We start from the raw sequence: 23,397 nt of genomic DNA, 5'->3' as shown, positions 1-23,397 counted from the left end.
CTTTTGACGCCCCTTCCGATCCCTGTCGACCTCCGCCTAGACCTCGTCGAACTCCTCGGCGGCCAAGGGTGCGTTTTCCGCATCGATCGGCACGCCGGGGCGGTCGACCGCCGAGCGAATCACCTGCAGCGTCAGCACCGTCGAGACGTGCGGAGCCGCCGTCAGCTTCTGGGTCAATTCGTTCTCGTGCGCCGTGTTGCGCGCCACCAGCTTGAGCGCGAAGTCGTGCGGCCCGCGCATCATGTGGCACTCGCGCACCTCCGGCCAGCTATCGACTTCCTGTTCGAAGGTGCGCAGAACCGATTCGTTCTGGCTGTCGAGTCCGACAAGCGCTAGGAACATCACTTCATAGCCGAGCGGTTCGGTCGCCACGTCGGCGTGGTAGCCACGGATGAAACCGCCTTCTTCCAGCGCACGCACGCGGCGCAGGCAGGGTGGAGCGGAGATGCCGGCGCGCTTGGCCAACTCCACGTTGGTCATGCGTCCGTTTTCCTGCAGGTCACGCAGGATGCGCAAATCGATCCGGTCGAGCTTGACCCGGCGCACGGCCACTAGCCTCCCAAGGTGATGGTGTGAAAAAACGAAAGAACTTGGCCGCCTTGCGGCTTCTCTGCGCAAGGATATTACCCATGACGGTCTGCTGTTCAAGGGCAGATCGCACAGGGGGAGCGGTGGCGGCGTGATCTCTGAAGGACCCGGTGGCACGGCCTCCTGCTGGGTCGTTACCGATGGGCGGAGCGGAATCGAGGTCCAGGCGCGCGGCCTCGCCGAGGAACTGGGCACGCGCCCCGTCATGAAACGACTGACGGCCCGCAAACCCTGGGTCTGGCTGCCGCCCCGCTTCTGGATAAACCCCTTGAACTGCGTCGCCGTGCGCGAGGGCGGACCGCTGACGCCGCCCTGGCCCGACATCGTCATCAGCACCGGCCGCCGCGCCGCCGCCGTCTCGGCGGGCATACGGGCGGCGGCACGGGCGGGGGGCGCACGAACCTTCGCGATCCACATCCAGCGGCCCTATCAGCCGCTCGACCGCTTCGACCTGGTGATCGTACCCCGCCACGACAGGCTGGAGGGCCCGAACGTGCTCGCTACCTTCGGCGCGCTGGGCCGCGTAACGCCGGATCGCCTCGCGGCGGCCAAGGACGCGTTGGCGCCGGAACTGGGGTCGCTGCCCCACCCGCGCATTGCAGTCGCGGTGGGCGGAACCAACAAGGTGTTCAAGATGGGTGTGCCGGAAGCCGAAGCCCTCGCCGGCCGACTCCGCCAAGCGCAGCGGCAGACCGGCGGCAGTTTGCTTGTCACAGTCTCACGCCGCACCGGCCCGGCCGTCATCGAAACCCTGCGCCGAGCGCTGAACGACCTGCCCGGCCGGCTCGACGACGGCAGCGGGGCGCAGAATCCCTACTTCGCCTTTCTCGGCACGGCGGACGCGGTGGTCGTGACTTGCGATTCCGTCAACATGGCCTGCGAGGCCGCGGCCACCGGCAAGCCCCTGCACGTCTTCGATCTGCCCGGCGGCTCGGCGAAGTTCGCCCGCTTCCACGGCGATTTGCGCGATGCCGGCATCGCGCGCCGCTTTACCGGGGAAATCGGGCACTGGGACTACCGGCCGCTTGCGGAAACATCCCGCATTGCGAGAGAAGTTCGCCCCCTCATAAACAGTAAACCCTAGCTGTAGAGCACCGGCATCCGCCCGAATAGCGTGTGGGACCGACTCGAAAATCGTATGTGATAGGCCATTTAGGGGATACCCCTTAGCGTGGTGGCATCACAACTTTGACACACCATGATTGTGCAACCCTACGTATTCTATCCTTAATGGCACTGGGGATTTGTTTGTCGATTATAAATCGGCTGAACATATCGCTTTCGCCGGTTGTCGAGCGGAGAAGATCCCGGCCAGGTAGAGTGCCTGCCGCAGACCAGTCGACCTCCGGCGCGCCGCAACCGACCACCGAAGGGTTATTCGAGCATGTACCACCCGACCGACGTTCATATCGGCCGGCGCCTTCGCGAGAAGCGCGTGGCCCTGGGCATGAGCCAGTCGGCACTGGCCGACAAGCTCGGGATTACATTCCAACAGGTACAGAAGTACGAAAGCGGCGCCAATCGCATGGGCGGCAGCCGCCTTTGGGACGTCGCCAACGTGCTGGGCGTGGCCGTCGGCTACTTCTTCGACGGCCTGAGTAGCAGCGGCGGCAAACCCATCGCGCAGAAGGACGACCTGCCGCTGAGCCGCCAGACGCTGGAACTCGCACGGGCGATCAACGCGATCCCCGAGGGCGATGTCCGCGATCAGGTGGTCAAGCTCGTCAAGGCTTTCGCGAAGACCGCCTGAGGCGCCGTCGGCAGGCTAAGGCGCCGCCCAGTCGACGCGACCCTGCATGCAGAGGCCGCGGCTCGGGCCTTCGATCCAAAGCTCGGCGCCGGTCTCGTCCGGCGTGCCGCAGACGACGAAGGGCGCGGTGTCGAAGACTGGCGCCAAGGCCCGGAACCGGAAGGCGCCGATGCGCTTGCCGGGCGCGTTTCGGCGCGCGAGATCGACCATGCAGGTCGCCAGCAGCGGACCGTGAACGATCAGGCCGGGATATCCCTCGACGCCGGTCGCATAGGGCCGGTCGTAGTGGATCCGGTGACCGTTGAAGGTCAGCGCGGAGTAGCGGAACAGCAGCAGCGCGCTCGGCAGGATCTCACGGGACCAGACGGCCTCCCGGTCGCTCGGCGCGCCGGGCCGCCAGGCTTGGCCGGGCTTCGCCGCCTCCCGGTAGACGATATCATGCTCCTCCTCCAGCAGCGGGCCGGCCGGGTCGCTGACGATATGGCGCAGGGTCACGAAGGCGAGTTGGCCGCTGCGACCCTGTTTCACCTCGATATCGGCGATCTCCGACTGCCTGGTCAGGGCCAGTCCGATGCGGATCGGGCGCAGCCAGGTCAGACGGCTGCCGGCCCACATGCGGCGCGGCAGGTCGATCGGCGGCAAGAACCGGCCTTTCGCAGCATGGCCGTCCGCTCCCGTCCCGGAGAGGTCCGGCACATCCCAGAAGTAGATCCAATGCCAGAGCTCCGGAAGCGCATCGCCGAGGGAGAGCGACGCCTCCGGCGACTCCAGCGTCGCCTGCAGCGCCGCCGCCCGATCCAGACCGGCGGTATCGTGCCGGACATGGATACGGCCGAGCCAGTCCCGCAGGTCCAACGGTACCGCGCCGCCGTCTTCGCTCACCTGCTCGCTCATCGAACGGTCTCCCCTTGCGCGGCCGCGTCCCGCGGCGCCGCGGCCTGCCCTCGCTCGGCGGCGAATTCGCGGCGCAGGGCGGCGCCCTGTTCGTCCAATGCCGGAACGGAGCCCAGGTTCACCGCTTCGCCGACCAGCCGGGCCGGCGGCGCCACCAGATCCAGATCCCCGGCCGGCGTCGCCACCACCGCGCGCCGAAGCTGCGGGTGGCCGGCGAGATCGGCCAGGCTGTTGACCCGGCCGTAGGCGATCTTCGCCCGCTCCAGCCGCGCGACGACTTCGGTCCGCTCGAGGCGCCCCCAGACGGCGGCGATCTCCGCGTCGAGGGCCGGGCGGTTCGCGACCCGTGCGGAGGTATCCGCGAAGCGCGGATCGCCGGCAAGATCCGGACGCTCCAGAACCTCCACGCAGAAGCGATGCCATTCCCGCTCGTTCTGGATCGACACCACCACCTCGCCATCGGCCGCCGCATAGGCGCCGTAGGGCGCGATGGACGGGTGGTTGAGCCCGACGCGGCGGGGCGCCTGGCCGCCGTGGCTCTGCTGCAGCAAGGGCACGGTCATCCAGTCGGCCAGAGCGTCGAACAGGGACACCTGGATCGCCTTGCCGCAGCCGCTTCCGGCCCGCTCCAGCAGTGCCTCCAACACCGCCATATAGCCATACATGCCGGCAGCGATGTCGCAGACCGAAACGCCGACGCGCCCCGGTCCCGCCGGATGGCCGGTGATCGCGGCAAGGCCCGTTTCGGCCTGGATCAGCAGGTCGTAGGCCTTCATATCGCGATAGGGACCTTCTTCGCCGTAGCCGGAGATATCCAGGGTGATCAGCCGCGGATCGGCCTCGCGCAGGGCCTGCGACCCGATTCCCAGCCGTCCCGCCGCGCCCGGCGCCAGGTTCTGGATGAAGACGTCGGCGCGGTCGATCATGCGCCGCAGCACCGCGAGGTCTTCGGGGTCCTTCAGATCGAGCGCCACGGACTCCTTGCCGCGATTGAGCCAGACGAAGTAGGCGCTCTCTCCCTTCGCGGTCCGGTCATAGCCGCGCGCGAAGTCGCCTTCCGGCCGCTCCACCTTGATGACGCGGGCACCGGCATCGGCCAGCTTGCAGGCACAGTAGGGCGCGGCCACGGCCTGTTCGACCGAGACCACCAGCAATCCCTGCAGCGTCTTGCGGCCCGGCCTCTCGTGGGGCGTCACGGCCTCCTCCCCTAACGGTCTCGCCGTCTATCGCGGCAGGTCACTCTAAGCCCGGCGAGGGACGACGCAAAGCCGCTGCGGGATCGGAGCCAGGAGGGGACACCGACCGGGAGACGCGGAACGCCTCTTCTCCTCAAAGCCAAGCGCCGTGCGGCGTCGGGAGGCGCGACGGCTCAGGTCGCCGGGTGATAGAGGCGGCGATACAGCAAGCCGCTCCCGACCAGAGGCGCGAGTACTTTGGCACCTGCGAGAACGGCGAGGTCGGCGAGCGGTTCGACCAGTACAATCAATGCATAAGCCGCCCCGAAGGACAGGACGTTGGAGACATTCTCGCCGCCGAAGCCCTGACCGTAGAAGGCCCAGAAGGCCACCCAGGCGATGATACCGCCCTGATAGGCCGAGGACAGCGCGAGAGCCTGCCAGTACTTGATCTCCACATAGGGCGTGTGCGCGGGAATGATCCGCTTGGCCAGGAGACCGATCAACCAGAGAGGCACGATCAGCGTGGTGGCGTTCATCGCGTACTGCGGCAGGTCGCCGGGCGCGAACAAGAGCCCCTGTAGCAGTAGCCCCGCCGCCAGACCGATCGCCGCCGGACCGGCGCCGAAGATCAGATAAAGTGTCGAGCCAAGGATGAAGTGAACTTCCGACACGCCCACCGGATAGTGCGGGAGGACCTCAAAGAAACAGAAGACCAGCGCCGTGGTGGCGATGGAGCGCGCCACGAGCGCGACGGCACCGCCATCGTTCCGAAGCGTGTCCAGCGCCATTTTTGCCGCGAGCCCGACGGCAACCGCGCCGGTTCCATAGCTGAGCGCGATCTTGGCGCCGTCGACGACACCGGGTTCGATATGCATGCTTCACTCCATCCTTGCCGCACCCACCGTGCGGGAGACTTGTCGATGGCACCGACCGGTGCCGGTTCAAGATGGCAGGTCTCCTGGCTCGCGGCTCGGCGCTTGTCCGCCCTTCCCGGCCGAACGGCCAGTGGATCTGCGGAGTCTGCTCGCCACTCACAGTTGCGGGGGCAGCCACGGCCTTGCCGCCCTCTCGGACGGCGCACCGTGTTCCCTATTACTCCGCCTCGCCGACCGGTCCGGCGGAACCATCGGGAGAGTCCTTAGAGCAGGCGAAGTCCCTCAGCAAGTCGTTTGACCTTTGCCGGATCAAGGGTCTCCCAGCCTAGTAGCTCTTGGGCAGGCCGAGCACCTGCTGACCCAGATAGGCGAGGATCAGGTTGGTGGAGATCGGCGCGACCTGATAGAGCCGCGTCTCGCGGAACTTGCGCTCGACGTCGTACTCCTCGGCGAAACCGTAGCCGCCATGGGTCTGCAGGCAGACCTCGGCGGCGGCCCAGGAGGCCTCGGCCGCCAGCAGCTTGGCCATGTTGGCCTCCGGCCCGCAGGCCTCTCCGGCGTCGAACTTGGCCGCCGCCTCGCGCACCATGCCCATGGCCGCGCGTAGCTGCGCGTAGGCCTTGGCGAGAGGAAACTGGACGCCCTGGTTCTCTCCGATGGCCTTGCCGAAGACCCGGCGCTCGGTCGCGTAGTCCCGCGCCTTGGTAACGAACCAGCGGCCATCGCCCAGGCATTCGCTGGCGATCAGGATCCGCTCGGCGTTCATGCCGTCGAGGATGTAGCGAAAGCCCTCGCCCGCCTCGCCGATCAGCGCCTCGCCGGGCACGTAGAGGTCCTCGAAGAAAACCTCCGTGGTGGAGTGGTTGAGCAGCGTGCGGATCGGCCTGATGACGACGCCCCGGCCGACGGCGCCGCGCAAGTCGATCAGGAAGACCGACAGGCCCTTGCCGCGCCGCGCGACCTCCTCCTTCGGCGTGGTGCGCGCCAGCAGGATCATGAGATCGGAATGCTCGGCCCGGCTGGTCCAGACCTTTTGACCGTTGACGCGGTAACCGCTGCCGTCGCGCGTCGCCGTGGTCGAGAGGTCGAGCGTGTCGCTGCCACTGGTCGGCTCGGTCACGCCGAAGGCCTGCAGGCGCAGGGCGCCGCGCGCGATCTCGGGCAGGTAGGTCGCCTTCTGCGCGGCGCTGCCGTGCCGCAGCAGCGTGCCCATGGTGTACATCTGGGCATGCGCCGCGGCGGCGTTGCCGCCGGAAGCGTGGATTTCCTCCAGGATCGCGCAGGCCGCCGCCAGCGGCAGGCCGGAGCCGCCGTAGTCTTCCGGAATCACCGCCGCGAGATAACCGGCCTCCGTCAGCGCCTGCACGAAGTCCGCCGGATATGCGCGCTCCCGGTCGCAGGCCCGCCAATAGGCTCCGTCGAATCGAGCGCAGAGCGCCCGCACCCCCTCCCGGATATCGCCGTAATCCTGACGTCCGAACCCGATCTCCATCGTCGCTCCACCCTACTTTCCGACCTTACTTCCCGACCCTCGTCGAGCCTCGTCCCCGGTCCGGCGCCGGTACAACCTTGATGAGACGACGGGTCGCGAGGGATAATAGCCCGTCTTCCTACAGCGAGCGCGAGGGACCATGAAAGCCGGAGTGACCATGACCGCCCCCCAGCGCCGCCATCGCGACGTTCTGGTCGAGAAAACGGTCCCAACCGGCAAGTCGGCCCTGGACATCGGCTGTGGCGACGGCGGGCTCGTCCGGGTTCTGGCGGGGGAAGGCGCGCTGGCGGTCGGCCTGGAGGTCTCCGAAGCCCAGCTTCGCAAGGCAAGAGCGGCCGAAGCCGTTCCGGGTGCCGGCTATCTGGCGGGTCAGGCCGAACATCTGCCTTTTCCCGACCGCCACCTGGATCTCGTGATCTTCTTCAACTCGCTCCACCACATCGCGCGCTACAAGATGGATCTGGCGATCGAGGAAGCGGCGCGGGTGCTGAAACCCGAAGGTCTGCTCTACGTCGCCGAGCCGCTGGCCGAGGGTCCTAATTTCGAGGTCATGCGGCACTTCGACGACGAAACGGACGTACGCGCCGCCGCCCATCGCGTCGTGCAACGGGCCGCGGCCGAGCGGCTTTGGCAGGAGTTGGAGGAAGAGGTCTACCTGACCAGCGCCGCCTATGCCGACTTCGCGGCTTTCGAGGAAGAGATGCTGCGGATCGATCCGACGCGCCGCCAGGCCTTCGTCGAACATGCCGCCATCGTGCGGGAAGAATTCGAGACGCACGGCGCGCGCGACTCCAAGGACCGGGTTCGCTTCGAGCAACCCATGCGGATCAACCTGCTGCGGCGGTCCTAGAGCGCGATCGTCTCAGGCGGAAGCGCTTCGCTTCCGCCTGAGACGTGAATCGCCCTCTCAACTGATGGTGAGAGTAGGATTTCACTATCTCGCTACCCCCAGAGCTCCGGCGCGGGCGGCTGAATCACGCTGCCGTCGATCCGCAAAGGCGGGTCGCGGTCCTCGGCCAGTAGCAGGGGACCGTCGAGATCGACCACCTGGGCACGCTGGGCCGGCAGGGTGGCGGGCGCCATGGCAAGCGAGGTCGCCAGCATGCAGCCGACCATCACGCCGAATCCAGCCGCCTCGGCCTCCGCGACCAGGGCCAGCGCTTCCGTGAGGCCGCCGGTTTTGTCGAGCTTGACGTTCACCATGTCGTAGCGGCCACGAAGCTGCGGCAGCGAGCTGCGGTCGTGGCAGGACTCGTCCGCGCAGAGCGGAACGGGCCGCGGCAGAGCGGCCAAGGCCTCATCGGCGCCAGCCGGCAGGGGCTGCTCGACCAGGGTTACGCCGAGCCGGGCCAGTTCGGGTGCAAGCCGCCCGTAGGACTCCGCGTCCCAGCCCTCGTTGGCGTCGACCACCAGCTTGGACGCCGGCGCGCCGGCCCGGACCGCCTCGACCCGCGCCAGATCTTCGGGCCCGGCCAACTTCAGCTTCAGCAAGGGGCGCCCGGCATTGGCCGCCGCCGCCGCGCCCATCGCCTCGGGCGTATCGAGCGAGAGGGTATAGGCGGTCGTGAGGGCACCGGGCTCGGCCAGGCCGGCGAGCTGCCAGACCCGGCGGCCCGCCTGTTTGGCCTCCAGATCCCAGAAGGCACAGTCCAGGGCGTTGCGTGCCGCTCCCGCCGGCAGAGCCTCTTGCAAGCCCCGCCGATCCAGATCCCCGGCCTCCAGAACGCCACGCAGGCCCTCGATGGCCGCCACGACGCCCTCGACGCTTTCGCCGTAGCGGGCGTAGGGCACGCACTCGCCCCGTCCCGTCCGACCCGCCGCCGCCAGCTCGACCAGCACCACCTCGACGGCCGTGCGGCTGCCGCGGGAAATGGTGAAGCTGCCGCGAGTCGGGAAGGACTCGCGTCGAACGGTCAAACCCGGCATCAGGCGCCCTGCAGCCGGTCGGCGATGGCGGCGACTCCGGTGCGGACCGGATCGACCGCCGGCAGCCCGAAGTCGTCGCTCAGTTTCTTCAACAGGTCGTCGCCGGCCTCGGCCGAGAGGCCGGAGGTGTTGATCGCGACCCCGACGAAGGCGGCCTCCGGGTTGGTCAGGCGCGCCGCCTCCAGATTGCGCTCCATGCAGAGCGCGAGATCCGGCAGGGGATAGTGCGGCAGGCCGCGCATGTGGCCGCGCGTCGGCTCGTGGCAGAGCACCAGCGCATCCGCCTGGGCGCCGTGCAGCAGGCCCATGGAGACACCGGCGAAGGAGGCGTGGAACAGCGAGCCCTGCCCCTCGACCAGATCCCAGTGATCCGGTTCGTTGTCGGGCGACAGCCATTCCACCGCACCGGAGATGAAATCGGCGACCACCGCATCGATCGAGACGCCCGAGCCGGCGATCAGGATGCCGGTCTGGCCCGTCGCCCGGAAATCGGCCTTCATGCCGCGCCGGCGCATCTCGGCCTCCAGCGCCAACGTCGCGTACATCTTGCCGACGGAGCAGTCGGTGCCGACCGCGAGCAGTCGCTTGCCGGGTCGTGCCTTGCCGCTGCCGACGTCGAAGTCCTCGGTCGGGTGACGCACGTCGAACAGCTGGCGGCCATGCTGCTCGGCGGCGGCCTTGAGCATGGGCACGTCCGCGAGCTTCTTATGCAAGCCGCTCGCGAGGTCCATGCCGAGCTGCAGCGCACGGTCCAGCACGTCGATCCACTCGGTGGAGATCCGGCCGCCCCGATTGGCGACGCCGACGATCACGGTCTTGACCCCGGCCTCGGCCGCTTCCTCCATGGTCATGTCGGGCAGCCCGAGATCGGCCTGGCAGCCCGGCAGGCGGAACTGGCCGAGGCACCAGTCCGGACGCCACTGAGCCACGCCCTGGGCGGTCTTTGCGGCCAACTGATCGGGCGCATCGCCCAGGAAGAGAAGATAGGGATGGGCGATTTCCATCGCGCAGACAGCCTCCTTTCGAATTCGCGGCAGAGCGCCGCGGCGCCCGAGACGGCAAGCCCAACGGGCGCGCAGTAGGGTCGCGGGCCCGCCGCTTGTTGCCCTCCGAAGACAGCGACTATGCTCCGCCCGACGTCCTGACACGAAACCGCCGGCACGGACAAGCGCATGTTCGACAATCGTCTCACCTTGCGAGACGTCATAGACGATGATCTGGCGGCCACCGCCCGCCGGCTTTTCTGGCGGGGCCGCAGGATTGCCCGCTGACCGAGGCCGCTCCGAGGCGGTCCCACCCACCCCGCTTCCCGGTGCGCCCGACCGGGGCTGGAACCGTCGGGTCCTCCGGATCGCCGGGCCGATCATCCTGTCCAACCTCTCGGTCCCACTTCTGGGCGCGGTCGATACGGCGGCCATGGGACACCAGCCCGACGCCGCCTACCTGGGCGGGGTCGCGATCGGCGCGCTCTTCTTCAGCTTCATCTATTGGGGCTTCGGCTTCCTGCGCATGGGCACGACGGGCTTCGCCGCCCAGGTCCATGGCGCCAGCGACGGCGACGAACTGGCCGCCACCCTGCTACGCCCCCTCGCGATCGGGGCCGGCCTCGGCGCGCTGATCGTGATCCTGCAGGCGCCGCTGGCCCGCCTGGCCTTGGAGCTGATGGATCCCGGAACCCAGGTGGCGCAGCTCGCGCGCGACTACATCGACATCCGCATCTGGGGCGCTCCGGCGACCCTGATGCTCTACGCGATCCTGGGATGGCAGCTCGGGGTTCAGCGCCCGGCCGCCGTCCTGCTGCTGCAGCTCCTGCTCAACGGCAGCAACATCGCGATCACCCTGCTGCTGGTGGTCGGGCTAGGCTGGCGGATCGAGGGCGCAGCCACCGGCACGCTGATCGCGGAGTACATGGCCCTGGCCTTCGGGCTCTGGCTGGCGCGGCGGGCACTGAAGGACCTGGCGGCGCGGGTCGATTGGTCTCGCCTGGGCGACCGGGTCCGGCTGGTCGCCCTGCTTCGGGTGAACACGGATATCTTCATTCGCACCGCCTGCCTGCAGGTGGTCTTCGCCCTCTTCGCGCGCAGCGGCGCGCAGTTCGGCGAAGCCACGCTGGCCGGCAACGCGGTGCTTCTGCAGTTCCAGTCCTTCCTGGCGTTCGGATTGGACGGCTTCGCCCATGCCGTGGAGGTGCTGGCCGGCAGCGCGGTCGGCGCCAGGAGCCGCCGGGCCTTTCGCAGCGCCGTGACGGTCTCCAGCATCTGGGCGCTGGCCTTTGCCGGTCTGTTCACGCTGATCTACGCCCTCGGCGGACCGATGCTGATCGCCCTCTTCACGGATCTGCCGGAGGTGCGGGCGGTGGCGGGAGCCATGCTGCCCTGGATCATCGCATCGCCGCTGATTTCGGTCTGGTCCTATCAGCTCGACGGCATCTTCATCGGCGCGACACGGACGGCGGCCATGCGCAACGCGATGATCCTGTCGCTGATCGGCTTCCTGGTCGCGGAGCGGTTGCTGACGCCGAGCTTCGGCAACAACGGCCTCTGGGCCGCTCTGCTGATTTTCATGGGGCTGCGCGGCCTTACGCTCGGGGCGTACTACCCCGGCCTCGAACGCAGTCTCGAGAAGAAGCGGATTTGAGGAGAAGCAGGCTTACGCAGCCTGAGGCAGGAGATCCACCAGCGAGGTCGCATCGGCGGCATGAAGCGCCATGTCGAGCAGGCCGTCGGTCAGAAGATCCAGTTCCCGGTGCACCATCGCGACCCGGGCGGACGAGAGCAGATCGTAACGCTGCTCGCTGATCAGCACTCGGGTCAGCTCCTGACCGATCCGCGCCTCGATGACGCTCTCGCAATTCGGTCCCGCCGGGCGCGGCCCGATGTAAAGCACCACCAAGCCAAGGCCGACGCGGTGCTCGGCAAGGAGCATGTCGCTGCGCAGGGTCTCCGCGAGATCCCGGCAGTCCAGAGGACCGCAGGCCAGATCGACGCGGACGGCGGTGGCCACCAGACGCAAGTCCGCCAAGCGTTCTACGGCCCGCGTCACGGCACCGCCAGAGCTGTAGGAGGATCGCGATGCCGGAAGGGGTGCCGGCCGGACTAGGGGGTAGCCCGGCCGGCCATTGGGGGCGTCGAGAGCGTGAACGACCGGTTGGGTCACGGTGGCTGGTGAAGTGACTATCCGCGCCATTTCGAGTCTTCGTCCCAAGTCTTTGGGCTCTTGGAGCGTCGGCCAGATTTGGAGGGGTCCGGTCGCTCTCTCGCCGCAGGTGCAAGAGAACTGTAAAACAGGGAAACACGGCCTAGGTGTGCCAAAGGTGTGACAGCATTGCGGAGGGAGGGGTCACATAAAACTTAACGAAAGATTAAGATAAACAAATAGTTAATGCGCCACGGGAAGGCGCATCGTGACCTCCAATCCGCCATCCCTAAGGTTGCGCGCCGAGACATCGCCTCCTACTGCTTGAAGGTTACGGCGGACGATCCAAAGTCCGATCCCGAGATGCGCTCCGCTTTCGCCGTTCGAGGCGCCGTTACCGCTCGCGGCCTCGGCCGTCTGCTCCTTGGCGGCGGCCAGCAATTGCGGCGTGCCGTTCATCTCTCCACGCAGCGAAACGTAGCGCTCGAAGATATGTTCGAGCTGCCCGTCCGGCACACCGGGCCCGCGATCGCGCACGATCAGCTTGGCGATGCCGTCCCGCATTTCCAGGATCACGTCGATCAGCTCGCCCTCCGGTGACACCTCGACGGCATTGTCCACCACGTTCTCGATCACGGTCTCGAGCAGGTCCTCGCCCGCGCGCACGATGACGCCGGGCTGCAGGCGTGCCGCGAACTTCAGACCGCGCCGCTCGTAAGCCTCGGCATAGGCGCCGAGCATACGCTGGGCCAGGTTCGAGAGGTCGATTTCCTGATTCGGCGGATCGAGCAGCTCGGCCGTGGTTTCCTCAAGCCGCCGGGCCGAGTTCACCAGATGATCGAGCCGGTCGATCGAGGTTTCCAAGACCTGCAGCGCGCGACGGCCTCGGGTCGATTCCTCGGGAATCAAGCGGTGCACCGGCTCCAGCGACTGCCGCATGATGGCGATCGGCGTCTTGAAGGCATGGGCGTTGTCCTCGGCCGCGCGGCGGATGTCGTCCGCCGAAGCCTGCAGCGAGCGCGTCAGGCGGTCGAACTCCTCGGCTACAGGACCCAGCTCGTCGACCCGGTTGGCCGAGGCGAAGGACCCGGCGTCGCGATGTCCGGTCCGGATCTCCCGCGCCAGGCGCTGGAAGCGCATCAGGTTGCGCCAGATCAACAGAAAGACGCCGAGGGTGAGCACGGCCATGCCGACGTAGATCAGGACGGCGGTGCGAACCTCCCAGGTCTGCCAGTAGGGCTGACCGATCGAGGTTCCGAGAAAGGCGCCGGAGTTCACGGTCACCACCGCCCAACAGCCGAGCGGGGTCGTGATCGGCGTGATCGAGGTCAGCAGCTCGATCTGGCCGTCCGGGTTGCGGTGGCGCAGCGCCACCGGCATCTCGCCTTCGCAGGACTCGACGAGGTTGTCGAGAACCCCGCGCTCGATCAACTGAGCCCGCTCGGCCTGCAGGACGGCGGGCGGAACCGGCGGATCGTTGGCGACGAAGTAGAATCCCTCCACGCCGGACTCCTGTTCCGGCTTGAAGAGAACCTTGATCCGAGTGTCTTCCGTGCCGAGCCGCCCGACGGCTCCAGGCAGTTCGCGCAACGGCGAAGGGTCCGTGCGCTCAAGCAGCGGGTTCAGGTTCTCGGCCACCAGACGGCCCTGCTCGCGGACGGACTCCAACAAGAGCCTCTGCTTCTCGGCATCGGCCTGCTGGAAGACGTCGTAGAGAATGACCGGAACGAGCGTGAAGACGAGAAGCAGAACGACCAGCTTGCTGACCAGCGAGCTGACCATGCGGCGCGGGCGCTTTTCGGTCCGTGGACGCGCCTCGCTCCGCGCAGGAATGGGGCTGGGAGCCCCGGCATCACGGGCAAGCGTGCTGGGCCTGTCTTCATCTTCAAGACCCACCACGGCGGCGCTTTCGTCGCGCCCGTTTGCCTCCGCCAGGGCTGCCATGGGCCTCCTTTAGGCGAGACCGCCGAGCGTCCCGGCCCCCGGGCCGTCACTGCTCTCCGACGGATCACGCCAGCGGTAGCCGAAGCCCGGGTAGTTTTCGATCTCCTCGAAGGTATCGTCGACGTCGCGGAACTTCTTGCGAATGCGCTTGATGAAGGCGCGCACGTTGGCGCGATAGCCATCCGCGCCGTAGCCGGCCACGAAGTCCTTGCCCCGCACCAGGTCGTAGATCTGCCGATAGGTGATGTCCGCCCCGGTCCGCGCCGCCAGGAAGTGGACGATGGCATACTCGGTCAGGGTGAGATCGACCTGATGGCCGTCCCAGAAGGCGCGGCGAATATCGGTGCGCAGCTCCAGCTTGCCGAGACGGAAGATCTTCGCTTCGCTCTCGGACTGGGTCTGGCCGCCCTGGGCCTTGGTCCCCTCGGTGATCAGCTTGAGGCGCTGGAGGATGATCGACAGGCGACGCGACTTCTCGATGAAGTCGACGGCGCCGAACTTCAGGGCCGCTTCCTCGTAGATCTGGTCGCTGAGCACGGTCAGGAAGATCACCGGCACCTCGACCCGCGCCTCGCGAAGACGGCGCAGGACGCCCAGGCCGTCCAGGACGGGCATGCGCCAGTCCAGCAGCACCACATCCGCTTCGCAGTCCTTGCCCAGCAGGTAGGCCAGAGCATCCTCGCCGTTGTCGAAGTCGGCAACGTGATACCCCTCCTCGGAGAGGTTCAGCCCGAGAGATTCCCGGAATAGATCGTCGTCGTCGACCAGGACGACGCGCTTGGCAAAACTTTCTTCCGGAAGGCTTCGCAGGGCCATGGCTTGATTCATATCTTTGTACTCCCGTCGGCAGTCTCTAGTTCGTCGACGGTGCCGCACCCGCGGTGCGCGGCACTTCACCCGATACGGCCGACAAGCCTGGGCGCAGCTGTTCTGCAGCGCCGGATCTTCCGTCCTCTTCGACAGGCTGGCGGTTTTGAGCGAGCAGCGCCGTGAAACAGCGCTGCGCCGACTGATCGCTGGGGGTAGGCTCGACCACCTCATAGGCGAGCGCGCGGTATTGCTCACCCCCAACTTGAGGATAGAAGAAGATACTGAGTACGCAGTCGGGACCATTATAGGACCAGATCTGAGCGGGCGGCTGAACCTCCTGCAGTGTCGGGCTGCCGAGCAGGGCTTCCAACTGATCGAAACCCAGACCGACCAGCGTCCCGACTTCGGTCGCGGTTTCCACCGCGCCGAGCGGCGCAGACATCGGCGGCGCCAGCGCGAGACCGTCCGGCGGCTCCGGCCGGCGCGGCGGCAGCGGCGGCGACCCGATAAAGGACGAAGACGGCAAATCGCCGATCAGAGGGTCGATATTCGTGTAGTCGCGCTCGGTCGGAACGTCGTCCCCGGGCAGACGGAAGGCGGCACAGGCCGCCAGCAGCGGCCCCAGCAGGCACAGCAGAGCCACTGCCCGAAGAGGGCTAGCGTCTGTCGTCTTCGCCATCTGCGGGCCGTGCTTCGACATGCTTCGCCCCGTCATTCGCTTGCCGCCACTGCGGCAGCACCGTTTGGGCCCGCGTCCGTCTCATCGCGCGCCCTCGAATTCGTCTGGTATTGGCCGCCGGCCGCTTTCTGTCACATCGCCAGCGGGCAATTTCACACCAAACAAATACCTCCACTGGGCGTGGCTGTTCTGTGACAAAGATAGGCGGCGCCTGCCCAAAGGGCCAGAGTTTCGCCGCATTTTAGCTTGTGACGAAAAGAAGCCATCTCCAAAAGTGCCACCGCGACTGCAACTTTTCGTCAGCTAGTCATGGGCCTGGAGTGCCTGTTGCGCGTCACGGGCGCGGGCCTTTTCCTGGCGGCTCATCATCACCCCGGCGATGACGACGAAGAGTGTGACAATCAGAATGATGATGGTGGCCAGAGCGTTGATATCGGGACTGACGCCTAGCCGCACCTTCGAGAAAATCACCATCGGCAAGGTCGAGGAACCGGGGCCCGAGACGAAGCTGGCGATCACCAGATCGTCAAGCGACAGGGTGAAGGCGAGCAACCATCCGGAGATCAAGGCCGGGGCGATGATCGGCAAGGTAATCACCAGAAAGACCTTGGCCGGACGCGCGCCCAGGTCCATCGCCGCCTCCTCGACCGAATCGTCGAGGCTCGAGAGACGCGACTGCACGATCACCGCGACGTAGGCCATGCAGAAGGTGATGTGGGCGATGGTGATGGTGTCCATGCCGCGGCCGGACGGCCAGCCGATCAACTCTTCGGCACTGACGAAGAGCAGCAGGAGCGACAGGCCGGTGATCACCTCCGGCATCACCAGAGGCGCGGAGACCATGCCGGAGAACAGCAGCCGCCCCCGAAAGCGTCCGAAGCGCGCCAACAGCAGCCCCGCCAAGGTCCCGAGCAAGACGGCGGCGGTGGCCGTCACCACGCCGATCTGGAGCGAGAGCAGCGCCGCCTCGAGCACCTGTTCGTCGCGCAGCAACTCCCCATACCACTTGGTCGAAAAGCCGCCCCAGACCGTGACGAGCCTGGACTCGTTGAAGGAGTAGACGATCAGCGAGAGGATCGGCCCGTAAAGGAAGGCGAAGCCGAAACACATGGCCATCAGCAGGAAGGTCGACCGCCGGCGCATCAGGCCCGCTCCCCTTGCTTCATCTGGTAGCGCTGAAAGATCATGATCGGCACGACCAGCAGCACGAGCATCGCGATGGCCACGGCCGAAGCGACGGGCCAGTCCCGGTTGCTGAAGAACTCGTTCCAGAGCACCCGCCCGATCATGAGGGTGTCGGGTCCGCCGAGCAGAGCCGGAATCACGAACTCGCCGACCGCCGGGATGAAGACCAGGAGGCAGCCGGCCACGATGCCGGGAAGCGACAGGGGCAGCGTCACGGTCAGGAAGGTCTTCCAGGGCCGGCAGCCCAGGTCGGCCGAGGCCTCCAGCAGCGAAGGGTCGAGCCGCTCGAGATTCGCGTAGAGCGGCAACACCATGAAGGGCAGGTAGGAGTAGACGATCCCGATGTAGACCGAGAAATCGTTGTAGAGCAGCGGAAGAGGCTGATCGATCACGCCTAGCCCGAGCAGCAGGTTGTTGATCAGGCCGTTGTCCCTGAGGATCCCGATCCAGGCGTAGACGCGCAGCAGGAAGGAGGTCCAGAACGGCAGGATAATCAGCAGCAACAGCACGTTGCGCCAGGCGGGACCCGAGCGTGCGATGCCGTAGGCCATGGGATAGCCGATCAGCAGGGCGATGACGGTCGAGATCGCCGCAATCTTCACGGAGTTGAGATAGGCCACGGCATAGAGCGAATCGGTCAGCAGAAACAGGTAGTTCCCGAAATTCACCGTGACCTGGTAAAGGCCGTAGCCGAGGTCCTCGAGCAGCTTGAAGGGCGGCCGCGCGATCGCCGCCTCGGACAGCGAGATGGCGAAAACGATGACGAAGGGCAGAAGAAAGAAAACCGCCAGCCACAGATAGGGCACCGCGATGACCAGCCCGCGTCCGGCGCGAGACCCCAGGAACTCTGCGAGGCGCCGCGCGAAGCCTTGCCGGCTCGCCTGTTCGGCTTGGAGGGCGTCGTCGAGCATCGCGGCGGGCGCTCCCCGGGCGTCAGCTTGTCAGGATGACGCCGGCGGCGCTGTCCCAGGTGAGGACCACATGATCGTCCCAGTCGACGTCCCGGCGCGCGGAGCGGGTCCGGTTCGGCGCCGTCGCCTCGATCATCCGGCCGTTGGCCAGACTCACGCGGTAGATCGTCTCGCTGCCCAGATAGCCCAGGCCCTCGACGACCCCCCGTGCGGCATTCCGCTCCGGCAAGGCGCCGCCGCCGTCCGGCCGGATGACGATCTTCTCCGGCCGGATGGCCACCCAGACCTTCTGCCCCTCCTGAACGGAGTAGCCGTGATCGATCTGGAGCTCGCCCTGCAACTCCGGACAATCGACCGCGACGAAGTCGTCGGTCTCGTAGCTGACGCGGCCTTCGAAGAGGTTGATCGAGCCGATGAAGTCGGCGACGAAACGGTTGCCGGGAAACTCGTAGATCTCGCTGGCCGTCCCGACCTGCGCGATCCGGCCCTCGTTCATCACCGCGATGCGGGTCGAGAGGGTCATGGCTTCCTCCTGGTCGTGGGTCACGACCACGAAGGTGATGCCGACCTCGTCCTGAATGTTCATCAGCTCGAACTGGGTCTGCTCGCGCAGCTTCTTGTCGAGCGCTCCCAGAGGTTCGTCGAGCAGCAGCACCTTGGGCCGCTTCACCAGAGCGCGCGCCAGGGCCACCCGCTGGCGCTGGCCGCCCGAGAGCTGGTGCGGCTTGCGCCTCGCGAAGTCGGAGAGCTGCACGAGGTGGAGCGCCTCGCTCACCCGGTCCCTGATTTCGCCGCGCGGCAGGCGCTCCTGCTTCAGGCCGAAAGCCACGTTGCGCTCGACCGTCATATGCGGAAAGAGGGCATAGGACTGAAACATCATGTTGACGGGCCGGTCGTAAGGGGCGATGCCCGCCATGTCGCTTCCGTCGATCAGGATCTGCCCGCTGGTCGGCCCCTCGAAGCCGGCCAGCATGCGCAGCAGCGTGGACTTGCCGCAGCCGGACGCCCCCAGCAGGCAGAAGAGCTCGCCGCGAAAGATCTGAAGGCTGACGTCGTCGACCGCGACGAAATCGCCAAACTTTTTCGTCACCCCGCGAATGTCGATGAAGGGAACCGCCGAGGGATCCCGCCAGGGCTCGTCCGCGAGGTCGACCGGAGGCCGGCGCCCGGCCTGTTGGGCTCCGGACTCCTGATTCACCGCGTCCTCAGCTTGAGTCATCCGGCGATCCGCCGCCTATGCAGGTCGGTCGAGCGCGCTAACGGCCCGTCTTCACACGGGTCCAGGCCCGGGTCTCCAGCCGCTTGTAGCGCGGGCTCTTGACGGCGGCGGCGAAGAGCTTCTCCTGCACCGCTTCGCTCGGGTAGATCGCGGGGTCCGTCCTGACCTCCTCGATCACCAGGTCCTTCGAAGCCGGCACGGCGTTGGCGTACCAGACGTAGTTGGTGATGCCGGCGATGTTCTCGGGCTCCAGCACGAAATCGATCCACTTGTGCGCGTTCTCGGCGTTGGGCGCATCGGCGGGAATCGCCAGCATGTCGAACCAGACCAGCGTGCCCTCCTCGGGGATGAGGTACTGGATCTCGACGCCGTTGCCGGCCTCCTCCGCGCGGGCCGCCGCGATGAAGACGTCGCCCGAAAATCCCATGGCCACGCAGATGTCGCCGTTGGCCAGGTCGTTGATATACTGAGAGGAATGGAAGTAGCGGACATGCGGCCGGATCTTGTCGAAGTGCGCCGTCACCTCCTCCAGGATCGCGGGGTCTTCGTGATGCGGGTCGTGGCCCAGGTAGTTGGCGACCACGTCCATAACCTCGTCGGCCGAGTCCAGAACGGTCACGCCGCAGGAACTCAGCTTGGCGACCGTCTCGGGATCGAACAGCAGGTCGTAGGAGTTGGGTACTTCACCGAGAATCTCGGTCACCTTCTCGACGTTCACGCCGATGCCGTTGGTGCCCCACTGGTAGATGGCGCCATAGAGATTGCCCGGATCGGCGGCCTGGACGCGCTCCATCAGCGCCGGGTCCAGGTTGGCGAGATTGGGAAGCTTCGCCTTGTCGAGCTGCTGCAGCGCACCGGCCTGGATCTGGCGCGCCAGGAAAGGCAGCGCCGTGGGCACGACGATGTCGTAGCCGGAGTTGCCGGCCAGCAGCTTGGCCTCGACGACCTCGTTGTTGTCGTAGACGTCGTAGGTGACCTCGATCCCCGTCGCGGCCTCGAAGTCCGCGATGGTGGTTTCGCCGATGTAATCGGACCAGTTGTAGATATTGAGCTGGCCTTCCGCCTTGGCGGCACCGGCGCTTCCGGCCATCAACGCCAGGCCGGAGGCAAGCAAAAGCATTCTTTTGGTGATCTGCACCTTTCCCAACTCCCGTGTCTGAGCCTCACCCGCGGCGGCCTGTTCGACGCCCGCTCGCTGTCATTAATTGGCGGCCATTCAGCACGGCGGGGGGCGCCCTTGTCAATCGCACCAGGTCCCAGAACCAGCCATGCGGCGGCACCGACCGACGCCCCTGCGACGGTTGCACCCGGCTCCGTTCCGCAGGCCGTCCGACGGCATGCTTGCGGATATCCTGGCTTACATCGGCGACGGTCAGTAGAAAGGCCCAATCGATCCGAACCCGGGTCGATCCACATCCGGTTCTCAGAATCCGGCCCCTCCACCCCGGTGCCCGCAGTCGCACCGCCGGACACCCGTCTCGCGATGCTCGCCACCGCCGCTTTCACCGCTTACCGATTGGCCTTCCGCCTGGCACGCCCCTACCTGCGGCGGGTCCTCGCGCGGCGCGCCGCCGCCGGCCGAGAGGAGGCCACGCGTCTGGGCGAACGCTGGGGCCGGACCGGTCAACCGCGACCGCCGGGCGACATCATCTGGATTCACGCGGCCAGCGTCGGGGAAACGGTATCCGTCGTGCCGCTGATCGAGCGCCTGCGGGAGGATCGGCCGCAGACCCATATCCTCTTGACGACGGTGACCACCACTGCCGCACGCCGGGCCGCGGCCCTGCTGCCGAGCGGCGCCCTCCATCAGTATCTGCCGCTGGACGATCCGGGCGCCGTGCGGCGCTTCTTCAATCACTGGCGTCCCGCGGCCGGCATTCTGGTCGAATCCGAGATTTGGCCGACCTTGATCCGAGCCGCCAAGGCACGCGGTCTGCCCCTGGCCTTGGTGAACGGCCGGATCTCCAGCCGGTCCGCCCGAAGCTGGTCCTACGCGACACCGCTGATCCGCGATCTCCTGAGCAGCTTCGACGTCGTCCTCGCCCAGACGCCAGGAGATGCCGAACGGCTGAGCCGTTTGGGAGACCGCCCGGTCGCCTGCCTAGGCAACCTGAAGTTCGCCGGGCCGCCCTTGCCCGTGGAGTCATCGGAGCTGGAAGCCTTGCGCCGGGACTTGAAGGAGCGTCCGGTCTGGCTCGCGGCCTCCACCCACCCGAGCGAGGAAACGGCCGTCCTCTCCGCCCATCGGTCGCTGGCCCCGGACCACCCCGGCTTGCTGACCGTGATCGTGCCCCGCCATCCCGAGCGCGGGCGCGAGGTGGCGGCCGAGGCCGAAGCGGCCGGATTGTCGGTGCAGCAGCGCAGCGGCGGCGCTCCACAGGCAACGGCGGAGGTCTACGTCGCGGACACGCTTGGCGAACTCGGGCTCTGGTATCGCCTCTGCTCCATTGCCTTCGTCGGCGGCTCTTTGGTCGACCGTGGCGGTCAGAATCCTCTGGAAGCGGCCCGCCTCGGCTGCGCCTTGCTGTTCGGACCCCACGGCGAGAACAACGCCGCGGCGGTCGCCGGCCTGACGCGGGTCGGCGCTCTGGAGCAGGTCGGCGATGCCGAGGAACTGACCGCCGCCCTCGGGCGATTGCTGGAGAATCGCGAGCTGCGCGAAGCCCGCTGCGCCGCCGGCCAGACCTTTACTCAGGCACAGGCGCACATCGTCGAGGATGTGCTGACCGCGCTGGAGCCGCTGTTGAAAAAGATCTAGCGGGCCGCCGCGGTCACGCTTCCTCCACGCTTGCTTCCTCGATGCTTCCTTCCGCGGCCAAGACTATGCACAATCCAGGTTTGTACTGTGCTTTGGGGGAGGCCCGAGATGCGGCTTTTGCTGTTCTGCGCTTTGATCTTCTGGTCGGTATCGGGGGCGGCCAGCCTTGCTCAACAACCCACCGCGCCCGTCTATACGGAAGTCTCCGGCGAGCAGCTGGCGACCATCCTGACGGACGAAGGCTACAGGGCGAAAGTCAGCGAGGATGACTACGGCGACCCGGTCATCGAGTCATCCGTGGGAGGCACATCCTTCCGGATCATCTTCTACAACTGCGACCTGGGCTCGGAGGGTTTCTGCGAAGACGTGATGTTCCGCGTCGCCTACAGCCTGCCGTCCGGCATCGATCTCGAGACGATCAACGCCTGGAACGAGGACAAGCGCTTCAGCCGGGCGTGGCGCGACGACGAAGACGATCCGATTCTCGAGCAGGACCTGGACTTCGCCGGCGGCATCACGCGCGAACGTGTCGTTACCAGCCTGAGCGTTTGGGAAAGCTCCGTCGGCCTGTTCGAAGACCACATCGACTGGTAGCCGCCCGGACGTCACGCCTTCTTCGTCTGCCGGCGCAGATCGCGGCTCATCGCCGCTTCGCTCAGGAGTTGCACGCCCCCGATCCAGACTTCGCGGATCGCCCCGTCGGGACCGCGCAGCAGTCGCGCCCCCTCGCCAGGACTCTGGAGCCCGCCGGCGAGCCGGATGCGGCCCTTATCCGGTCCCGTGACCGCGATCTCGCTGGCGTCCAGGAAGGGGTTCACGCCGGCCGGCGTGGCGATCTTCACGTGATTCTTCATCGCGACCAGATCGCAGGCACCCCAGAGGCCCCACCAGCGCCCGCTCCAGCCCTGCGTTTTCTTGGAGGGACCGCCGTGGGTGGCGAAGGTCCGCAGGATCTGTACCGCCCCGCCGGCCCAGAGATTGGCGAGCCCATCGACCGCGTTGGTGCAGAGCGACAGGCAAAGGTCGCGGCCAGGTAGGACCAAGGTGCAACTTATGGTGCCGGGAAAGGAACCGCTGTGGCCGAACCAGTCCCAGTCGCCGACCTTGCCGCGCAGAATGCCGAGGCCGTAGGAGCGTTCTATGCTGGAATGGGGATCGCGCCAGAGCGCGTGAACCATCTCCCGCCGGCTGGCCGGCGACAGAAGGCTGTCCGTCGCGGCCGGGTCGAGAGAGGCGAAGAAGCGAGCCAGGTCGGCGGCGGTCGAGACGAAGCCGCCGGCGGCCGCTAGGCTTCTGGTCTCGGCTTCGTTCGGCACCACCACGCGCCGGCCGAGCAGCAGTTTGCCGCTATGCCCCCTGGCGAAGGGCACCGACTTGGCGGGCGGTCCGTCGGGCTCGGTCTCCTTCAGCCCCGCGCGCTGGATCACTTCGCGGCGAATCCAGTCGCCGAAGGACTCGCCGGTGACCGCCTCGATCACCAGACCGAGCAGGGCGTAGCCGTGGTTCGAGTACTTCAACTGTGTGCTGCCCTCGATCACCGGCGGCTTGGACAGGGCGGCGCGCAGGGCCTTGCGGTCGGGAAAGGCGCGCCGGTTCATCCAGTGACCGGAATCCTCGCCATCGCGGACCAGACCGGCGCTGTGCGACAGCACCTGCATCAGCGTGACCTCCGCCACCTTGGGATGCAGTCCCTCGACGTAATCGCCGACAGGGTCGTCGAGACGCAGCTTTCCAGCCTCGCGCAACAGCAGAATGGCGCTGGCCGTGAAGGTCTTAGAGTGGGAGGCGGCGCGGAAGCGATGGCGGGGCGTCAACGCGCGGGTCTTCGAGAGATCGGCCTGGCCGAAGGCCTGCTCCCAGATCACCTCGCCCTTGTGCGCGACCGCCAGGGAACAGCCCGGCTGTTCCGTCGCGCGCATTTGGAACTCCAGCCACTGCGGCAGGTAGTCCAGGGCAGCCGATAGCCATGCGGGTCGGGCGCGCGCCATCTTGTTCGCTCTTTCGTCCGGGAAGTTGGGGCGGTACCGGAGATCGGAAGTCCCGATGGTATATC

General features: G+C 67.0%; 22 protein-coding genes and 1 riboswitch. Of the genes, 6 read left to right on the top strand and 16 right to left on the bottom strand.

Going from position 1 to position 23,397, the window contains the following annotated elements; genetic code table 11:
• Window positions 1-36: 36 nt before the first annotated feature.
• Window positions 37-546 (bottom strand): Lrp/AsnC family transcriptional regulator, encoded by a 510-nt coding sequence (locus DBZ32_RS22570; RefSeq protein ID WP_268877954.1) that lies wholly within the window; start codon window positions 544-546, stop codon window positions 37-39.
• 133 nt (window positions 547-679) lie between these two features.
• On the opposite strand from DBZ32_RS22570, the gene DBZ32_RS17515 reads away from it, so the two are divergent.
• Together DBZ32_RS17515 and DBZ32_RS17510 are read left to right on the top strand one after the other, a co-directional pair.
• Window positions 680-1,672 carry a mitochondrial fission ELM1 family protein gene (locus DBZ32_RS17515; RefSeq protein WP_235830255.1) on the top strand — a complete coding sequence of 331 codons (993 nt, stop codon included), beginning with the start codon at window positions 680-682 and terminating at the stop codon, window positions 1,670-1,672.
• A gap of 300 nt (window positions 1,673-1,972) precedes the next feature.
• Window positions 1,973-2,338 (top strand): helix-turn-helix domain-containing protein, encoded by a 366-nt coding sequence (locus DBZ32_RS17510; RefSeq protein WP_119168539.1) that lies wholly within the window; start codon window positions 1,973-1,975, stop codon window positions 2,336-2,338.
• Between the two features lie 15 nt (window positions 2,339-2,353).
• On the opposite strand, the gene DBZ32_RS17505 is transcribed toward DBZ32_RS17510, so the two are convergent.
• From DBZ32_RS17505 to DBZ32_RS17490, 4 genes are all read right to left on the bottom strand, one after another.
• Window positions 2,354-3,232 (bottom strand): FAS1-like dehydratase domain-containing protein, encoded by an 879-nt coding sequence (locus tag DBZ32_RS17505; RefSeq protein ID WP_119168538.1) that lies wholly within the window; start codon window positions 3,230-3,232, stop codon window positions 2,354-2,356.
• Entirely contained in the window at window positions 3,229-4,428 is a 1,200-nt protein-coding gene (locus tag DBZ32_RS17500; RefSeq protein WP_119168537.1) for a CaiB/BaiF CoA transferase family protein, read from the bottom strand. The genes DBZ32_RS17505 and DBZ32_RS17500 overlap by 4 nt, the downstream gene beginning before the upstream one ends.
• A gap of 173 nt (window positions 4,429-4,601) precedes the next feature.
• Window positions 4,602-5,285 carry an energy-coupling factor ABC transporter permease gene (locus tag DBZ32_RS17495; protein WP_119168536.1) on the bottom strand — a complete coding sequence of 228 codons (684 nt, stop codon included), beginning with the start codon at window positions 5,283-5,285 and terminating at the stop codon, window positions 4,602-4,604.
• Window positions 5,286-5,341: 56 nt separating this feature from the next.
• Window positions 5,342-5,553: riboswitch (cobalamin riboswitch) on the bottom strand.
• Window positions 5,554-5,610: 57 nt separating this feature from the next.
• Window positions 5,611-6,777, bottom strand: a complete 1,167-nt coding sequence (locus DBZ32_RS17490) for an acyl-CoA dehydrogenase family protein (RefSeq protein WP_119168535.1) — start codon at window positions 6,775-6,777, stop codon at window positions 5,611-5,613.
• A 139-nt stretch (window positions 6,778-6,916) separates the two neighbouring features.
• Between DBZ32_RS17490 and DBZ32_RS17485 the strand changes: the two genes are divergently transcribed.
• The gene (locus DBZ32_RS17485; RefSeq protein ID WP_119168534.1) at window positions 6,917-7,627 is read left to right on the top strand and encodes a class I SAM-dependent methyltransferase; all 711 of its coding nucleotides are present in this window, start codon (window positions 6,917-6,919) and stop codon (window positions 7,625-7,627) included.
• A gap of 92 nt (window positions 7,628-7,719) precedes the next feature.
• Here the strand turns inward: DBZ32_RS17485 and dgcA are convergent, their stop codons facing one another.
• Both dgcA and dgcN read right to left on the bottom strand, forming a co-directional pair.
• Window positions 7,720-8,703 carry an N-acetyl-D-Glu racemase DgcA gene (dgcA, locus tag DBZ32_RS17480; protein WP_119168533.1) on the bottom strand — a complete coding sequence of 328 codons (984 nt, stop codon included), beginning with the start codon at window positions 8,701-8,703 and terminating at the stop codon, window positions 7,720-7,722.
• Window positions 8,703-9,707, bottom strand: a complete 1,005-nt coding sequence (gene dgcN / locus DBZ32_RS17475; RefSeq protein WP_119168532.1) for an N-acetyltransferase DgcN — start codon at window positions 9,705-9,707, stop codon at window positions 8,703-8,705. Before dgcN ends, dgcA begins: the two co-directional genes overlap by 1 nt.
• 256 nt (window positions 9,708-9,963) lie before the next feature.
• Here dgcN and DBZ32_RS17470 point away from each other — a divergent pair, with 256 nt between their 5' ends.
• Window positions 9,964-11,340, top strand: a complete 1,377-nt coding sequence (locus DBZ32_RS17470) for an MATE family efflux transporter (protein WP_235830254.1) — start codon at window positions 9,964-9,966, stop codon at window positions 11,338-11,340.
• A gap of 12 nt (window positions 11,341-11,352) precedes the next feature.
• Here DBZ32_RS17470 and DBZ32_RS17465 read toward each other — a convergent pair whose 3' ends face one another.
• From DBZ32_RS17465 to DBZ32_RS17430, 8 genes are all read right to left on the bottom strand, one after another.
• Window positions 11,353-11,745: a hypothetical protein gene (locus tag DBZ32_RS17465; RefSeq protein WP_119168530.1), complete on the bottom strand. Its 393-nt coding sequence runs from the start codon at window positions 11,743-11,745 to the stop codon at window positions 11,353-11,355.
• 336 nt (window positions 11,746-12,081) lie between these two features.
• Window positions 12,082-13,782 carry a sensor histidine kinase gene (locus tag DBZ32_RS17460; protein WP_235830253.1) on the bottom strand — a complete coding sequence of 567 codons (1,701 nt, stop codon included), beginning with the start codon at window positions 13,780-13,782 and terminating at the stop codon, window positions 12,082-12,084.
• 9 nt (window positions 13,783-13,791) lie between these two features.
• Window positions 13,792-14,610, bottom strand: coding sequence for a response regulator transcription factor (locus tag DBZ32_RS17455; protein WP_235830252.1), 819 nt, complete (start codon window positions 14,608-14,610; stop codon window positions 13,792-13,794).
• A 25-nt stretch (window positions 14,611-14,635) separates the two neighbouring features.
• Window positions 14,636-15,271, bottom strand: coding sequence for a hypothetical protein (locus DBZ32_RS17450; RefSeq protein WP_162906818.1), 636 nt, complete (start codon window positions 15,269-15,271; stop codon window positions 14,636-14,638).
• Between the two features lie 303 nt (window positions 15,272-15,574).
• Entirely contained in the window at window positions 15,575-16,414 is an 840-nt protein-coding gene (locus DBZ32_RS17445) for an ABC transporter permease subunit (protein ID WP_119168528.1), read from the bottom strand.
• Complete coding sequence (locus tag DBZ32_RS17440) at window positions 16,414-17,367, bottom strand: ABC transporter permease subunit (RefSeq protein WP_119168527.1); 954 nt, start codon at window positions 17,365-17,367, stop codon at window positions 16,414-16,416. Before DBZ32_RS17440 ends, DBZ32_RS17445 begins: the two co-directional genes overlap by 1 nt.
• Before the next feature lie 22 nt (window positions 17,368-17,389).
• Window positions 17,390-18,586, bottom strand: a complete 1,197-nt coding sequence (locus tag DBZ32_RS17435) for an ABC transporter ATP-binding protein (protein ID WP_119168526.1) — start codon at window positions 18,584-18,586, stop codon at window positions 17,390-17,392.
• A gap of 37 nt (window positions 18,587-18,623) precedes the next feature.
• Window positions 18,624-19,724, bottom strand: a complete 1,101-nt coding sequence (locus DBZ32_RS17430; RefSeq protein ID WP_328587494.1) for a polyamine ABC transporter substrate-binding protein — start codon at window positions 19,722-19,724, stop codon at window positions 18,624-18,626.
• A 345-nt stretch (window positions 19,725-20,069) separates the two neighbouring features.
• Between DBZ32_RS17430 and DBZ32_RS17425 the strand changes: the two genes are divergently transcribed.
• A complete protein-coding gene (locus DBZ32_RS17425; protein ID WP_119168524.1) occupies window positions 20,070-21,344 on the top strand; it encodes a 3-deoxy-D-manno-octulosonic acid transferase in 1,275 nt (424 codons plus the stop codon).
• 108 nt (window positions 21,345-21,452) lie between these two features.
• Window positions 21,453-21,938, top strand: a complete 486-nt coding sequence (locus tag DBZ32_RS17420) for a YbjN domain-containing protein (protein WP_119168523.1) — start codon at window positions 21,453-21,455, stop codon at window positions 21,936-21,938.
• A gap of 11 nt (window positions 21,939-21,949) precedes the next feature.
• On the opposite strand, the gene DBZ32_RS17415 is transcribed toward DBZ32_RS17420, so the two are convergent.
• The gene (locus DBZ32_RS17415) at window positions 21,950-23,332 is read right to left on the bottom strand and encodes a serine hydrolase domain-containing protein (protein ID WP_119168522.1); all 1,383 of its coding nucleotides are present in this window, start codon (window positions 23,330-23,332) and stop codon (window positions 21,950-21,952) included.
• Window positions 23,333-23,397 lie beyond the last annotated feature (65 nt).

Origin of the sequence: Algihabitans albus, assembly GCF_003572205.1 — a bacterium.
In the GTDB taxonomy this organism is placed as follows: domain Bacteria; phylum Pseudomonadota; class Alphaproteobacteria; order Kiloniellales; family DSM-21159; genus Algihabitans; species Algihabitans albus.
This window is presented reverse-complemented; position numbering and strand designations above follow the sequence as displayed.